Annotated in this window: 15 protein-coding genes; 14 read left to right on the plus strand and 1 reads right to left on the minus strand. The window is 45.0% G+C overall.

The annotated features are described in order from the left end of the window. Positions 1-136: 136 nt before the first annotated feature. The 8 genes from B5F53_RS08775 (at position 137) to B5F53_RS08810 (ending at position 8210) form a co-directional block, all read left to right on the plus strand. Positions 137-964 (plus strand): MBL fold metallo-hydrolase, encoded by an 828-nt coding sequence (locus B5F53_RS08775; protein ID WP_087222457.1) that lies wholly within the window; start codon positions 137-139, stop codon positions 962-964. Positions 965-1076: 112 nt separating this feature from the next. Next, the gene (locus tag B5F53_RS08780) at positions 1077-2666 is read left to right on the plus strand and encodes a WG repeat-containing protein (RefSeq protein ID WP_087222459.1); all 1590 of its coding nucleotides are present in this window, start codon (positions 1077-1079) and stop codon (positions 2664-2666) included. A gap of 50 nt (positions 2667-2716) precedes the next feature. Further along, the gene (locus B5F53_RS08785; protein ID WP_087222461.1) at positions 2717-3343 is read left to right on the plus strand and encodes a sugar O-acetyltransferase; all 627 of its coding nucleotides are present in this window, start codon (positions 2717-2719) and stop codon (positions 3341-3343) included. Positions 3344-3699: 356 nt separating this feature from the next. Next, positions 3700-4644 carry an aldolase catalytic domain-containing protein gene (locus tag B5F53_RS08790; protein ID WP_087222463.1) on the plus strand — a complete coding sequence of 315 codons (945 nt, stop codon included), beginning with the start codon at positions 3700-3702 and terminating at the stop codon, positions 4642-4644. 83 nt (positions 4645-4727) lie between these two features. Then, positions 4728-5033, plus strand: coding sequence for a type II toxin-antitoxin system RelB/DinJ family antitoxin (locus tag B5F53_RS08795; RefSeq protein ID WP_087222464.1), 306 nt, complete (start codon positions 4728-4730; stop codon positions 5031-5033). Further along, entirely contained in the window at positions 5030-5350 is a 321-nt protein-coding gene (locus B5F53_RS08800; protein ID WP_087222466.1) for a type II toxin-antitoxin system RelE/ParE family toxin, read from the plus strand. The genes B5F53_RS08795 and B5F53_RS08800 overlap by 4 nt, the downstream gene beginning before the upstream one ends. Before the next feature lie 95 nt (positions 5351-5445). Further along, positions 5446-8040, plus strand: a complete 2595-nt coding sequence (gene clpB, locus B5F53_RS08805) for an ATP-dependent chaperone ClpB (protein WP_087222468.1) — start codon at positions 5446-5448, stop codon at positions 8038-8040. Beyond that, complete coding sequence (locus B5F53_RS08810; protein WP_087222470.1) at positions 8037-8210, plus strand: DUF4250 domain-containing protein; 174 nt, start codon at positions 8037-8039, stop codon at positions 8208-8210. Before clpB ends, B5F53_RS08810 begins: the two co-directional genes overlap by 4 nt. A 73-nt stretch (positions 8211-8283) precedes the next feature. Here B5F53_RS08810 and deoC read toward each other — a convergent pair whose 3' ends face one another. Continuing rightward, positions 8284-8958, minus strand: a complete 675-nt coding sequence (deoC, locus tag B5F53_RS08815) for a deoxyribose-phosphate aldolase (RefSeq protein ID WP_087222472.1) — start codon at positions 8956-8958, stop codon at positions 8284-8286. A 220-nt stretch (positions 8959-9178) separates the two neighbouring features. On the opposite strand from deoC, the gene B5F53_RS08820 reads away from it, so the two are divergent. The 6 genes from B5F53_RS08820 (at position 9179) to B5F53_RS08845 (ending at position 16553) form a co-directional block, all read left to right on the plus strand. After that, the gene (locus tag B5F53_RS08820; RefSeq protein WP_242970279.1) at positions 9179-9652 is read left to right on the plus strand and encodes a MarR family winged helix-turn-helix transcriptional regulator; all 474 of its coding nucleotides are present in this window, start codon (positions 9179-9181) and stop codon (positions 9650-9652) included. A gap of 1 nt (position 9653) precedes the next feature. Beyond that, a complete protein-coding gene (locus tag B5F53_RS08825) occupies positions 9654-11750 on the plus strand; it encodes an ABC transporter ATP-binding protein (RefSeq protein ID WP_087222474.1) in 2097 nt (698 codons plus the stop codon). Next, positions 11743-13584 (plus strand): ABC transporter ATP-binding protein, encoded by a 1842-nt coding sequence (locus B5F53_RS08830; RefSeq protein WP_087222476.1) that lies wholly within the window; start codon positions 11743-11745, stop codon positions 13582-13584. Before B5F53_RS08825 ends, B5F53_RS08830 begins: the two co-directional genes overlap by 8 nt. Before the next feature lie 100 nt (positions 13585-13684). After that, positions 13685-14113 (plus strand): EamA family transporter, encoded by a 429-nt coding sequence (locus B5F53_RS08835; protein WP_087222478.1) that lies wholly within the window; start codon positions 13685-13687, stop codon positions 14111-14113. A 204-nt stretch (positions 14114-14317) separates the two neighbouring features. After that, a complete protein-coding gene (locus B5F53_RS08840) occupies positions 14318-15454 on the plus strand; it encodes a PsbP-related protein (protein WP_087222480.1) in 1137 nt (378 codons plus the stop codon). 337 nt (positions 15455-15791) lie between these two features. Continuing rightward, on the plus strand, positions 15792-16553 hold the full coding sequence (locus B5F53_RS08845) for a class I SAM-dependent DNA methyltransferase (RefSeq protein WP_087222482.1): 762 nt from the start codon (positions 15792-15794) through the stop codon (positions 16551-16553). The last annotated feature ends 2 nt before the right edge of the window (positions 16554-16555 follow it).

The following is a 16555-nucleotide window of genomic DNA, read 5'->3' on the forward strand; positions in this document are numbered from 1 at the left end:
ATTGAAACCGCCGTGTACCGAACGGTACGCACGGTGGTGTGAGAGGACGGGAGCTAATCACTCCCTCCTACTCGATTAAAACGGACAAGGCTGCTGAAAGGGCTGTCCAAAATTATGAAAGCAGGGAGGAAGAGGTATGGAACTGTTAACATTAATGGAAAATACGGCGTTGTCGCCTGCGTTTGTCTGCCATCACGGCCTGAGTTTTTACCTGGAATGGAAGAACCGGAAAATCCTGTTTGATATGGGACCGGATGGAGATTTCATAAAAAATGCAAAAGCTCTGGGCGTGGATTTAAAGGCGGTTGATCTGGCGGTGCTCTCCCATGGGCACTATGACCATGGAGGTGGTCTGAAAGCCTTTCTGGAAGAGAATGAGAAAGCGTCTGTTCATATTCAGAAGAAAGCAGAGGAGAATTATTATGCCCATGATCCCGATGGAAAAATCCGTTATATCGGACTGCCTGACGGGATAAAGGGATGTGCCCGGTTTGTTTCACATAAAGGGGATTATACTTTGGAAGAGGGGCTTTCGGTCTTTTCCGGGGTAACGGGAAGAGCCTGTTATTCTCCTTCCAATGACCGTTTGTATACGGAGATTCACGGCAGACAGATTCCGGATTTGTTTATGCATGAACAGAATCTCCTGCTGGAAGAAGACGGATATTTCATTCTGATTGCCGGCTGCGCCCACAATGGAATTGTGAATATTTTAAAAAGAGGACAGGAACTGACGAAAGGGAGGATACGTTATGTGATTGGTGGATTTCATCTGAAAAATGCCTTCGATGATGTGGATAAACAGAGAGAGTTCTGCAGGAAACTGGCTGAAACTCTGAAGGAATGGAATTGTCAGTATTATACCTGCCATTGTACAGGTGAAGAATCTTATGAATATCTGAAAGAATTTATGGGAGAGCAGATTCAGTATCTGGCTGCAGGCAGCCGGCTGGTGACCAGGTGAGTTTCCCATATTCTTTGGGAATACCGGCGCGGCTTCTTTAAGATACTTTCTTGCAGTTCTTTTTTGGGATATTTATAATGAGATTATAAACAGAAAGACAGGGGGAAGGCAGATGTTTTGCAGATACTGTGGAAAAGAAATGCAGGAAGGACAGGAATATTGCGGCCATTGCGGGAGGAAAAACTCGCCCGGCCAGCAGAAGAAGCAGTCACCGCTGCTTATTATAGCATGCGTGGTATGTGTGGTTCTTTTAGGAATCGCAGCGGCCGTTTCCGTTTTTTGGGCAGGAAGGAAATTTCTGAGGAAAACGGAGAAAACTTCCCAAGAAAAGAGAGCGGAATCCCCTGTCGTTGAAGAGGAAGAATATCTGGCAGGAGTAGCCTGTGTTATAAATGGAGACAAAAAGTACGGATTTATTGACAAAGACGGAGAAGAAGTGATTCCGCCCCGGTATGATTTAATCGGAGAGTTTCAGGAAAACGGTCTGGCAAAGGTTTCGCAGAAAATAGAAGGAGCCGATGGAGAGAGTGACTATTACTGGGGATGTATTAACAAAAAAGGGGAAGAAATTATACCCATAAAATATGAGTTTATTGGTCTGTTTCAGAACGGCCTGGCCGAAGCTGAGATAAATGCCGGAAAAGACAATGACGGTGATTCCAGAACCCTCAGCGGATATATCAATGAGAGGGGCGAAGAAGTGATTCCGTTGGTATATGATTCTGTGGGAAAATTCGGGGAGAACGGTCTGGCGGTTATTGGAGAACAGGTGGGAGAGGATGCAGACGGTTACAGGATTCTGAAGTATGGATTTATAAACCGACAGGGAAAAGAAGTGATTCCCGTACAGTATGACAGTATCTATGGATTCGCAGAAAATTCTCTGTGTCCGGTAGCAAAGGAAAGCGGAAAGGATGCAGATGGAGATGCAGAATATACCTGGGGATTTATTAATGAGAAAGGAGAGGAAGTCATCCCCCTTCAATACGATGACGTCAGGACATTCTCAGAAAACGGTCTTGTGGCGGTAGCCAAAAAGACAGGAATCGATCAGAATCAGGAAGCGGAATATAAGTGGGGATTTATTGATGAGACAGGCAGGGAAGTCATTCCCCTGATCTATGATGATGTAAGAGACTTTGATACCGGCAGCCTGGCTCCCATAGCCCGGAAAACAGGAAAATATGTGGACGGAGATCCGGAATATGAATGGGGATATGTAAATGAAGAAGGTCAGGAGATTGTTTCTTTCCAGTATGGAAAGGCAGAAGGATTTGCCGAAAACGGCCTGGCGGCAGTAGGGAAAAAAACGGGGGAAACAGCTTCCGGAGATCTGGAATATACCTGGGGATTTATTAATGAAAAAGGGGAAGAAGAGATCCCCATGCAGTATGATGAAGTGGGTTTTTTTTACGAAAACGGCCTGGTTTCCGTTGCCAGAAAGCTGGGTGAGGATGAAGACGGAGATGCGGTATATGCCTGGGGGTGTATTGATTCTACAGGAAGGAAAATCGTTCCTCTGCAGTACGAAGATGTATATCTGTCACACTCAGATGACTGGATTCTGACGGAGATGGAGGCCGGACAGGATGAGTACGATTTTACATTTTATGAATACGAATATTTCGATACCAGCGGGAAAAGTGTTTTAAAACTTCCTGCGAAATACATTGATGCAGATCCCTTTGAGAAGATTTCATAATAAAGATTAGTCTGACAGAACAGAATGGAGACAGAGAGGAGAAACATAAAATGAATAACAGGGAAAGAAGAGATGCCGGGCTTGCTTATATTTCGGATGACAGTGTGATGGAAGAGCAGAAAAAATGCAGAAAGATTACCCAGGAATTAAATACTGTGGATCGCTCGGATTTTGAAAAGATTGCGCAGATTGTGAAGAAACTTTTCGGAAAGTCGGACGGAGCATTTGTTAATCCGCCTTTTTACTGCGACTATGGATCTCATATAGAAGTGGGAAAAAATTTCTTCGCCAATTATAATTGTACCATTATTGACGTGGCGAAAGTGACCATTGGAGATAACTGTCAGTTTGCACCGAATGTGGCCATATATACGGCCGGTCATCCGGTTCATCCTGCTTCCAGAAACTCTCTGTATGAATATGGAGTAGAAGTAACCATCGGAGATAACGTATGGATTGGGGGAAATACAGTCGTTCTTCCGGGGGTCCATATTGGAAGCAATACGGTAATCGGAGCGGGAAGCGTTGTGACAAAAGACATCCCGGATTGGGTGGTTGCCGGAGGAAATCCCTGCCAAGTGATACGAAAGATCACAGAAGAGGATAAAAAATTCTATTATAAAAACAGGGAATTTGATGAAGAAGCTATGGCGCATATTGAGAGCCTGGAAAAGTAGACAAAAATTTGGTTGACAATTTGTATACATTCTTCTATAATACAGATAATTGATGAAAACAAAGGAGTTTTTCCGATGATGGCAGGAGAACAGAAACATGTAAATACAAATGCATATTTCTTTTTTGGTTACTGGTACTTTTTTGGTACCAGCTTTTGTGCTGCATTGGAAACATTCCGGGAAAGTCAGAACAGCCAGTAATCAGATTACTGAACAGATGAATGACGAGCCGATGTTTGCTGATGCAGACATCGGCTTTTTTATGTAATAGGAAATTCCGTTGGATTTCCTGTTGCAGAAAAATCGCTTCGCACACAATGCGCAGAAAATCAGAAAAGGCAGAAAGGAGAGTTTTTATGAAGCAGAAAATTTTGGATTGCACATTAAGGGACGGAGGACTGGTAAACCGCTTTTATTTTACAGATGAGTTTGTAAAGAAACTGTATCAGACGAATCTGGAAGCGGGAATTGACTACATGGAGTTTGGCTATAAGGCGTCTGAGGAGCAATTCGACAGGGATGCTTTCGGAAAATGGAAGTTCTGCCGGGAAGAGGATATTCGGGAAATCGTGGGAGAGAATCCCACTTCCATGAAAATTTCTGTGATGGCAGATGTGGGAAGGACGGATTATAAGAAAGATATTCTGAACCGAAAAGACAGTGTAATTGATATGGTTCGGATTGCCACCTACGGAAACACCATAGAAGAAGCTCTGGAAATGACAGAGGACTGCTCAGAAAAGGGATATGAAACCACTGTGAATATAATGGCTGTCTCCAATCATACAGAGAAGGAACTGGAAAAGATTCTGGAAAAACTGAAGGATTCTCCGGTAAATACGGTTTACCTTGTGGACAGTTACGGCTCTTTCTACCCGGAGCAGATTCGCAGACTGGCAGACTTATACCTGGGAATCATGAAAGGTACGGAAAAAGAAATCGGGATACATGCCCATAATAATCAACAGCTGGCATTTGCAAATACTATTGAGGCAATGCGCCGGGGAGTGTCCTTTCTGGATGTGACAGTCAACGGCATGGGCAGAGGCGCCGGAAACTGCTCCACCGAGCAGCTTCTGGGATATCTGGGAGATGGTTTCCAGGAAATTCCGGTTCTGAAATTTATTGAAGAGCAAATGCTGCCCCTAAAGAGGCAGGGAATTCTCTGGGGATATGATATTCCCTACCTGCTGACGGGACAGGAGAAGCAGCATCCGTCTTCTGCTATTGCATTTATGCAGGAGCAGAAGACCCAGTACAGCCAGCTTCTTAAGAATCTTCAGGCATTAAGCGCTTCATGAAGTTTGAAAAGATATTGCGTTTGTACGCACAATGCAATATAATGAAGATGACAAAAAATTCTATATGAGAGGAGCGCATCTCTATGGCAAAATCAGCAAATTTATATGCAAGAATAGAACCAGAGGTAAAAGAACAGGCAGAGAGTATCTTATCAGCACTGGGTATTCCAGCGTCAAATGCTATTAATATGTTTTATAAGCAGATTATCATGCACCGTGGACTTCCTTTTGATGTGAAAATCCCGACAGAAAAGCCGCTTAACATGGCTGTTTTGTCTGAGGAACAATTCCATGCGGAACTTGAGAAAGGATATGCGGATATGAAAGCGGGACGTACAAAGGACGCACGACAAGCCTTTGACGATATTCGCAAAGATTACGGATTATGATGTTTACAGTAAAATTATCAGAACAGGCAGACAAAGATTTAAGGTCGATATATGAATATATTGCGTATGATTTACAGTCACCAGACAATGCACGTGGACAGCTTGACCGTCTGGAAACTATGATTTTCAGTCTTGACAGTATGCCGAAACGCTATAGGAAATACGAGAAAGAACCGTGGCACAGCCGAGGACTTCGTATCGCTCCTGTAGATAATTATGTCGTATTGTATATCCCTGATGTGGAAACGACAACAGTAACGATTATTCGTGTAGCATATGTTGGGCAGGATATTGAACGATTGCTTGCTTTTACGTAATCTGAAAATATTAGCACTCACCTCTTGACAGTGCTAACAACAAGTGTTATAGTCTCAATAGAACAAGAAGTGAAAGCAAGTGAGGAGGTAAGTGTATGAATATCAGTAAATTTACACAGAAATCCCTTCAGGCAGTGCAGGATCTGGAAAAAACAGCAATGGAATTTGGCAATCAGGAAGTAGAGCAGGAACATCTGCTCTATAATCTTCTGCATCAGGAAGACAGTCTGATTCTGAAATTAATAGAGAAAATGGAAATTAATAAGGAGCACTTCCTGAAGAGAGTGGAGGAAGCCTTAAATGCAAGGACGAAGGTTTCCGGAGGACAGCTTTATATCGGACAGGATTTAAATAAGGTGTTGATTCATTCCGAGGATGAAGCGAAAGCTATGGGAGACGAATACGTCTCTGTGGAACATTTGTTTTTGTCTATGCTGAAACAGCCCAACCCGGGGATCCAGAAGCTTCTGAAAGAGTATGGAATTACCAGAGAGCGGTTTCTGCAGGCGTTATCTACAGTAAGAGGAAATCAGAGAGTGACCAGCGATAACCCGGAGGCCACCTATGATACCCTGAAGAAATACGGCGAGGATCTGGTGGAGAAAGCCAGAAATCAGAAACTGGATCCGGTTATCGGACGGGACAGCGAGATCCGTAATATTATCCGGATTCTCTCCAGAAAGACCAAGAACAATCCGGTATTAATCGGCGAACCCGGCGTTGGCAAGACGGCGGCAGTGGAAGGGCTGGCCCAGAGAATTGTAAGAGGCGATGTGCCTCAGGCACTGAAGGAAAAAACGATTTTTGCGCTGGATATGGGTGCCCTGGTGGCAGGAGCCAAGTACCGGGGAGAATTTGAAGAACGTCTCAAAGCGGTACTGGAAGAGGTAAGACGCAGTGAAGGAAAGATTATCCTTTTCATTGACGAGCTGCATTTGATCGTGGGGGCCGGCAAGACCGACGGCGCCATGGATGCAGGCAATATGCTGAAACCGATGCTGGCAAGGGGAGAACTTCACTGTATCGGCGCCACAACTCTGGACGAGTACCGGCAGTATATTGAAAAAGACGCTGCCCTGGAGCGGCGTTTCCAGCCGGTACTGGTAGACGAACCCTCGGTGGAGGATACGATTTCCATTCTCCGTGGTTTAAAAGAACGCTATGAAGTGTTCCATGGAGTTAAGATTACGGACGGGGCGCTGGTTGCAGCAGCCACCCTTTCCCAGAGATATATCAGCGACCGGTTCCTTCCGGATAAGGCCATTGACCTGGTGGACGAAGCCTGTGCGCTGATTAAGACGGAACTGGATTCTATGCCGGCAGAACTGGATGAGATGAGACGAAAGATCATGCAGTTGGAAATCGAGGAAGCAGCTTTAAAGAAAGAAACAGATAACCTGAGCCGGGAGCGGCTGGAGGATCTGCAGAAAGAGCTGGCGGAACTGCGGGATGGATTTAACAGCCAGAAGGCCCAGTGGGACAATGAAAAACATTCAGTAGAACGTCTGCAGAAGTTAAGAGAACAGATAGAGGATCTCAATAAACAGATTGAAAAAGCCAAACAGAACTACGACCTGAATAAGGCTGCGGAGCTTCAGTACGGAGAACTTCCCCGTCTGCAGCAGACCCTGGAGGCGGAGGAGAAGAAGAGTAAAACTTCTCAGCAGCGTCTGGTTCATGAAAGTGTTACAGAAGATGAAATCGCCAGAATTATTTCCAGATGGACGGGAATTCCGGTGGCAAAACTGACAGAAGGGGAGCGGACGAAGATTCTGGCTCTGGAAGAACAGCTTCATCAGCGGGTAATCGGCCAGGACGAGGGTGTCCGCCGGGTAACAGACGCCATCCTGCGTTCTAAGGCAGGAATTAAGGATCCCTCCAAACCCATAGGTTCCTTCCTGTTTCTGGGACCCACCGGTGTCGGTAAGACCGAACTGGCGAAAACCCTGGCAGAGGCCTTGTTTGACGATGAACAGAATATGGTCCGGATTGACATGAGCGAATATATGGAAAAATATTCCGTCTCCCGCCTGATTGGAGCGCCTCCCGGATATGTGGGCTATGAGGAAGGCGGTCAGCTGACAGAAGCCGTCCGCAGAAAACCCTACAGCGTGGTGCTTTTCGATGAAATCGAAAAGGCCCACCCGGATGTCTTTAACGTGCTTCTTCAGGTATTGGACGACGGAAGAATTACGGATTCCCAGGGAAGAACCGTAGACTTTAAAAACACCATTTTAATTATGACTTCCAACATCGGCTCCTCCTATCTGCTGGAAGGAATTAAGGAAAATGGGGAAATTGATGAAAGGGCGGAAGAACTGGTCATGGAAGACCTGAAAGGCCATTTCCGTCCGGAGTTCTTAAACCGTCTGGACGAAATAATTCTGTTTAAGCCCTTGACAAAAGAGAACATTGGGAACATAGTAGACTTGATGGTTGCCGATCTGAACCGGCGTCTGGCGGATCAGGAACTGTCCCTGGAGCTGACCAAAGAAGCGAAAGAGATGGTGATTGACAACGGTTACGATCCGGTTTACGGAGCCAGACCTCTGAAGCGGTACCTTCAGAAATACGTGGAAACCCTTGCTGCCAAAAGAATCCTGCAGGGAGACGTTCACGAGAGAGACACCATTGTTCTGGATGTGGAGAATGGTTCGTTTATTACAAGAGTAAAGGAAGGCGGACAATGATACCTAAGGACCCTATGATTCTGCTGAGTTATGTCAATACTCAGCTTCGGGATTATTACGATTCCCTGGATGCCCTCTGCTCCTGCAGAGGACTGAATAAAAAAGAGCTGCTGGAAAAAATGGAAGGAATCGACTACCATTACAGCGAATCGGAGAACCGATTTCTGTAGCAGACCAAAAGACGGGTGAAAAGCGTTGCTTTTCCCCGTCTTTTTTGGACTTTGCCGGAACCGGTATCTGAGTTTAACAGCAGGAATCGGTGAGAATGGCAATTCCCGAGCTGGTTCCCAGACGGGATGCGCCCGCTTCCAGCATGGCCAGAGCGTCTTTTCTGGTCCGGATTCCGCCGGAAGCCTTGACTCCCACGTCTTTCCCCACGGTCTGACGCATAAGCGCCACATCTTCTAAAGTGGCTCCGCCGGTGGAGAAACCGGTGGAAGTTTTTACGAAATCTGCTCCGGAAGCTACGGCAATTTCGCAGGCTTTTCGGATTTCTTCTTTTGTAAGGAGACAGGTTTCCAGGATGACTTTCAGCAGGGCGTCCTTTTTTACAGCGGCGACAGCGGCAATATCGGATGCCACAGCGTCCCAGTCATGACTTTTTACTAATCCGACGGCAATTACCATATCAATTTCTTTTGCCCCGTCTTCGATTGCCAGGCCGGCTTCAGAGGCTTTCGCCTGAGAGGACATGGCGCCCAGAGGGAAACCCACCACACAGCAGGGGGAAACTCCGGTTCCCGCCAGTTCTTCTGAAACAAGTTTCACCCAGTAGGAATTGACGCAGACCGAGGCGAAGTGATACTCTCTGGCCTCCTGGCAGAGGCGTAAAATCTGTTCACGGGATGCGTCTGGTTTCAGCAGCGTATGGTCAATGGAGGCGGCAAGCTGCTCTCTGGTTATGGAAATATTGCTCATAGTATCTCTTCCTTTCATAAATGCTTCTTTTACTATAGCAGATTCCCTTTAGTAAGAACAATAGATTTTTTATATAGTTAGTTAAATAATTAATAATTGGACATATAGCTCAAAAATAAATTGTTAAAATTTTATAAAATGCACAATAGATGTTGCATTGATGGGGTGATATGACTATTATATATTTAGTTGACTAATCAATAGAAAGGAAGGTGAGAAGATGCTTGAGAAAGAGATGGAAAACAGTATCCAGAGTCTGTTTATGGAAATCACCCATCAGTATTTTGTGAAAAACTTCCATCAGTTATCTCAGTGGGGAATTCATCCCGGTCAGCTTCCCATGCTGTGGCTGCTGGGAACAAAGGAAGGACTGAGCCAGAAAGAGATAGCAGAGAGACTGAAAGTGAAACCGCCCACCGTCACCATGACCATACGGCGGCTGGAAAAGATGAATCTTCTTTCCAGACAGCAGGATGAAAAAGATCAGAGAGTCAGCCGGATATATCTGACGGATGAGGGAAAGGAATGTTTTGAAAAGATTCGGGGCATTCTCCATAGAAATGAGGAATTAATGTTCCGTGGATTCGACGAGGCAGAAATCTGTCTGATGCGGAGATTCTTTAAACAGATTCTGGAAAATGTGAAACAGATTTCCATCGAAGATAATTCAGACAAAAAAGGAAAGGGAAAATAAGATGCTGAAATTAATGAAGTATATGAAGGGATCCGTTAAGTATATTATCTGCATTATCCTGCTTTTATTCCTTCAGGCAAACTGTGATCTGGCGCTGCCCGATTACACTTCCAGGATTGTCAATGTGGGAATTCAGCAGCAGGGAATCGAAGACGGTGTTCCGGAAAAGATTCGGGAATCTTCCCTGAAAGAATTGTTTCTTTTTATGGAAGAAGAGGATCAGAAGACCGTGGAAGAAGCCTATACAAAAGACGGTGAATTGTATCTTCTCAATGAGATAGACAAAGAACAAAGGGAAGTGTTAAATGAGATTCTCAGCCAGCCGATGATGATTGCACAGAGTATGAAACTGGACAGCGCGCAGATGGAAAAAATGCAGGCGCAGATGCAGAAACAGACCACAGAGGGTGACAGCCAGATGCCGGAATCCCTTGTGACACAGGCGGCGGTTTCCTATGTGCGAAGTGAATACGAAGCCATCGGAGAAGATGTGGATGCAATCCAGATGGCGTATATCCGTGACTCCGGGATTCAGATGCTGGGAATGGCCTTTGTGATTATGATAGCCTCCGCTCTGGTTACCTTTCTTTCGGCCAGGGTTGCTGCTACGCTGGGCCACGATTTAAGAAATATGGTTTACCGGAAAGTAATGGGATTTTCCAGTGCAGAATATAACCGGTTCTCCACGGCATCCCTGATAACCAGAAGCACCAACGACATTCAGCAGATTCAGCTTGTAACCGCTATGATTTTCAGGATGGTATTGTATGCGCCAATCCTGGGTATCGGCGGGATTATAAAAGTACTTAATACGGACGTTTCCATGACCTGGATCATTGCCCTTGCAGTGGCGCTGATTTTATTTGTGGTGTTCCTGTTATTTAAAATTGCAATGCCTAAGTTTACAAAACTGCAGACACTGATCGATAAACTGAATCTGGTTACCAGAGAAATCCTTACAGGTATCCCGGTCATCCGTGCATTCAGCCGGGAAAAACATGAGGAGGAACGGTTTGAAGAAGCCAATCAGATGCTGACCAAAACCAATTTATTTGTAAACCGGGCTATGACGTTTATGATGCCGGCTATGATGCTGATTATGAACGGAATTTCCGTTTTGATTATTTACTGTGGCTCTTATGCGGTGGATAACGGCACTATGCAGGTGGGAGATGTGATGGCGTTTATTCAGTATTCCATGCAGATTATCATGTCTTTCCTGATGATAACTATGATGTCTATCATGCTGCCGAGAGCCAATGTAGCGGCAGTCCGTATCCGGGAAGTATTAAACACCGAAGAGACGATTCTGGATCCTCAGAATCCTGTAAAACCAGAGGAAACGGTAAAAGGAGAAGTGGAATTCGACCATGTTTCCTTTGCTTACCCGGGAAGTGAAGAATATGCATTAAAGGATATAACCTTTACTGCCAAAAAGGGGCAGACGGTGGCTTTTATCGGAAGTACGGGAAGCGGAAAAACCACCCTGATAAATCTGATTCCCCGCTTTTTTGATGTGACAAAAGGAGCAGTGAAAATTGACGGGGTGGATGTGCGCCGGATGTCTCAGCATGATTTGAGACAGCGTCTGGGATACGTTCCACAGAAGGGAGTTTTATTCTCCGGAACCATTGCTTCCAACATCCGTTACGGAAGGACAGAAGCTACGGATAAAGAGGTAGAACAGGCGGCGGAAATCGCCCAGGCTTCTGAATTTATTGAGGAGAAGGATGAACGGTATGATTCCCCCATTTCTCAGGGAGGTACCAATGTATCCGGAGGTCAGAAACAGAGACTTTCCATCGCCAGAGCCATTGCCTGTCAGCCGGAAATCTTTATTTTCGACGACAGTTTTTCCGCTTTGGATTACAAAACAGACGTAGTGCTTAGAAAAGCTTTAAAGAAAGCAACGAAAGAAGCTACCACACTGATTGTGGCCCAGCGAATCAGCACCATCCTTCATGCAGATAAAATTCTGGTTCTGGATGAGGGCTGCGTCGTGGGACAGGGAACCCATCAGGAACTGTTAAATACCTGTGATGTTTATCGTCAGATAGCCATGTCACAGTTGTCAGAGGAGGAATTGGCCAATGAGTAATCAGAGTCCGAGAAGGGGTATGATGCCGGGGGGAAGAAACATGAGAGCCACAGAAAAGGCCAAGGACTTTAAAGGCTCCATGATGAAACTTTTTTCCTATATGAAACGTTACAAGTACCGGTTTTTACTGATGCTGGTATTTGCCGTACTGGGAACGACCTTTAATATTATCGGTCCAAAGATTTTAGGAAAGGCGACTACAGAACTGTTTAACGGGCTGGTTGCCAAGGTGCAGGGAACGGGAGGCATTGATTTTGAAAAAATCGGAATGATCCTGCTGGGGACTTTGGGCCTGTATCTGGCAAGCGCCGCCTTCTCCTTTATCCAGGGATTTGTGATGACAGGAATTTCCAACGACGTTACGTATTCCCTCAGGAAAGATATTTCTAAGAAACTGAACCGTCTGCCCCTAAACTATTTTGAGAGCAGAACCCACGGGGAGATTCTCTCCAGAGTAACCAACGATATTGATACTCTGCAGGTCAGCTTAAACCAGAGTATCACCCAGCTTATCACCTCTGTGACTACGCTGATCGGCGTTGTGGTGATGATGCTCTCCATCAATGTATGGATGACTTTGATAACCTTTCTGATTCTGCCCCTTTCCATGGCCATTATCGGAGCCATTATGAAACGCTCCCAGAAATATTTCCGGGATCAGCAAAGCTATCTGGGCCGGGTAAACGGTCAGATTGAAGAAAACTACGGCGGTCACAATGTGGTTAAGGTCTTTAATAAAGAAGCAGATACGGTAGAGGAATTCGAAAAGGATAACCGGAAATTATATGAATCCGCCTGGAAATCTCAGTTTTTCTCAGGAATTATGATGCCGATTATGCAGTTTGTGGGAAATCTGGGATATGTGATGGTAGCCCTTCTGGGCGGAATCTTTGCCATCCGGGGTGCTATTGAAGTGGGTGAAATCCAGTCTTTCTTCCAGTACATCCGAAACTTCACACAGCCCATTCAGCAGATTGCCCAGGTTAGTAATATGCTGCAGTCTTCAGCAGCGGCTTCGGAGCGTGTCTTTGAATTCCTGGAGGAAGAAGAGGAAGATCAGAAAGTGGAAAATCCGGTGGATATTACCAATCTGAATGGAAATGTGGAATTTGAACATGTAAAATTCGGTTATGATCCGGAGAAGATTATTGTCAGCGATTTTTCCGCGAAGGTAAAAGACGGACAGAAAATTGCCATTGTAGGTCCTACGGGAGCCGGAAAAACCACCATGGTGAAGCTGTTAATGCGTTTTTATGATGTGAACGGAGGCAGCATCAAAGTGGACGGACATGATTTAAGAGATTTTAACCGGAGTCAGCTTAGGGAAATGTTCGGTATGGTGCTTCAGGATACCTGGCTGTTCTCTGGAACCATTATGGAAAACATTCGTTACGGAAGACTGGATGCTACGGATGAAGAAGTAATCCAGGCGGCAAAAGCGGCGCATATTCATCACTTTATTACCACCCAGCCGGGCGGCTATCAGATGATGTTAGATGAGGAGACCAGCAATATCTCCCAGGGACAGAAACAGCTTCTGACTATTGCAAGAGCAATTTTGGCCGATAATAAGATCCTGATTCTGGATGAGGCCACTTCCTCCGTGGATACCAGGACGGAGATGCAGATTCAAAAGGCTATGGATAATTTAATGAAAGGGCGGACCAGTTTTGTTATCGCCCACCGGCTTTCCACCATTAAAGATGCCGATTTGATTCTGGTAATGAAAGACGGCGACATCATTGAACAGGGTACCCATGAACAGCTTCTGGAGGCAGATGGTTTCTATGCGGGACTGTATAACAGCCAGTTTGAAAAGATGGAAACTGCCTGAAAACTGCCTGTTTTCACGCTCTCGGAATTATGGTAGAATATAAGCACGGGTGGGCACCTACCGACAGTCAGGCCAAATATTTTTGTAGGAGGAACAAGATATGTTCAGCTATGTTTGGCCGATTGGATTGGTCATATTATCAAATGTGGTATATCAAATTTGTGCAAAATCAGTTTCAAGCGGAATGAACCCCATCGCGTCACTTGTCATTACTTATTCTGTGGGTGCCGCATTTTCACTCGTAATGTATAAAGTGCTTTTTCGTAATGAGAGTCTAATAGCAGAGTTTTCAAAAATGAATTTTTCTCCAGCATTGCTCGGAATTGTGCTTGTTGGTCTTGAAGTCGGTTTTATCTATGCTTATAAGGCCGGCTGGCAAGTTAGCATGTTGTCTATTGTGCAAAGTGCTTTCTTAGCGATTGCTTTAATTTTTGTAGGTTATCTTCTCTATCATGAAGCTATCACATGGAATAAACTTGTAGGAGTTGTAATTTGCCTGATTGGACTTGCATTTATCAATCATAAATAGGGGTAATTCAGACCAGAACGCCTAAAAGACCTGCGTTGTTCCAGGGCGCCGTCCTATGCCTGTACATCTGTGCAAGTAAACTTGCCATCTGTACAGACATAGGACGGGCTTTCTTAGAAAATCTTAGGATACCGTTGACAGATTTGTAATAAAATTGTAAAATAAAGAATCCAAGGGAGGTTTTTTTGAAATAAGGAGGATATTATGAGTAGAAAGCATAAGAATTTAGTGATTCTGGCAACGGTTCTCTCTGCCGCCTGTATTTTCAGTGCGTGCGGAAAAGACAAGGAGGATCAGGTTGTGGTTGCTGAGGCACCGACACCGACTCCAACTGTAGCACCTACGATAACCCCGGTTCCTTCTGTGGCTGCAACAGCACAGAAAGTAACCTATACATCCAAAGACAGCAGTGTTTCCATTGTCCTTCCGGATAATACCTGGAAGAATACTTCAGATAATGGAAAGAGCATTATTTTTAATTCAGATACTCAGGGAAATATTTCCATTACTTATGCAAATACGGATGCAGATCTGGCGAAAGTTCAGATCCCCTCATCCAAGGAACTGGCAGGTTCTATTACCGCCGGCACCAGTTTAACAGAGGGTACCGATTTTGATATTCTGGATTATACAGCCACAGAGATGGATGGCGTTGATGTTTACCGCTATACGGTAAAAGCAGCAGACGCGTCTAAGATGAACGGTTATGCTTATATAGAGAATTATTATCTGACAGATGGTTCGGAGCTGTATCAGATTAGCGGTTCTTTAAAACTGCAGGATCCCACTTCTTTAAATACGATGAAAGAAGCAGTAACCAGTTTCCGGATTCTGAAGGCAGATTCCCCTCTGAAAGCAGCGGCTGATACCATTGCTTCTCAGAATTCTTCTTCTGCCACACCGTCTGTAACACCGTCTGTTACACCGGCAGCATCCGGAGATTCCGACAACAGTGATTCTTCAGATGATTCAGATACAAATACCAGCAGTACTTCAGACGGAAGTTCTTCTGACAGCTCTTACGATGACAGCAGTTCTTCCGGGGACGATTCCGGAAGCGGAAATTCCGGCCAGAGTTCAGAAGACGGATGGTATGACGGAGATACCTTCATTTCTTACGATGATGGATATTTTGATGATGACGGTTACTGGCACTGGTACGGCGATGATTCCGGAGACGATGGATCCGGAGATGACGGATCTGACGATGGATCCAGTGATGATGGATCCGGAGATGACGGATCCGGAAGCGACGACGGCGGCTGGTATGATAATAACGGAAACTATTTCTCCTATAACGACGGATATTTTGATGATGACGGCGTTTGGCAGTGGTATTAAGTAAACGAAGAACGGGCTGTTGCAGAAATGCAGCAGCCTTTTATTATGTAATAGGAAATTCCGTCGGATTTCCTATTACATAAAAATCGCTCCGCTGTGGATGCGACCAGATGCATGTGGAATTATGACTGCCTGCGGCAGTCTGCATCTGGCGCGCAAAGAGTACAAGTCCCTCATGAGTGAGGGATATAGGGAGTTGAAGAGGACTTGTCCTCTTTGTTCTGTAATAGGATTAAGGCGCAGGCGGAGAATCCTGCCAGCAGGATTCTATTTACTCATGAAAAGCTCTATGGTATATTTAAACAGGAGTTACAGACAGATACAGGAGGATTTGAGTATGGAAGCATATACAGAGTTTGCAAAAGTATACGATCTTTTTATGGACAATATTGATTATCCGCGTTGGTGCAGATATCTGACAGGGCTTCTGAAAAAATACGGAGTCTCGGAAGGTCTTGTTTTAGAACTGGGCTGCGGCACAGGAACCATGACGGAACTGCTGGCCGGCCAGGGATACGACATGATCGGTGTGGACAATTCTGAGGAAATGCTGGCAAAAGCCATTGAAAAAAGAGTGGAATCCGGTCAGAACATTCTGTATCTGCTTCAGGATATGAGAGAATTTGAGCTTTACGGAACGGTAAGGGCAGTAGTCAGTGTCTGTGATTCCATGAATTACATTCTGACAGAAGAGGATTTGCTGCAGGTTTTTTCCCTGGTGAATAATTATCTGGATCCGGGAGGAATTTTTGTTTTTGATTTAAATACAGTATATAAGTATAAAGAGATACTGGGCGATCAGGTGATTGCAGAAGATCGGGAGGAAGGAAGTTTTATCTGGGAAAATCAGTACGATGAAGAAACCCGGGAGAATCTGTATCAGTTGGTTCTGTTTCTTCCAAGAGAAGACGGACTGTATGAAAGATATGAAGAAATCCATTATCAAAAGGCTTACACCATAGAGAAAATCCGGAAATTGCTGGAGAAAGCAGGAATGGAGTTTGTGGCGGTTTACGATGCGTTTACAGAAGAGCCGCCCCTGGAAAGCAGCGAGCGGGTCTATGTTGTGGCAAGAGAAAAAGGGAAAAGCAGAGAATAAAA

The organism is Blautia sp. An249, assembly GCF_002159835.1.
GTDB lineage: Bacteria > Bacillota > Clostridia > Lachnospirales > Lachnospiraceae > Blautia_A > Blautia_A avistercoris.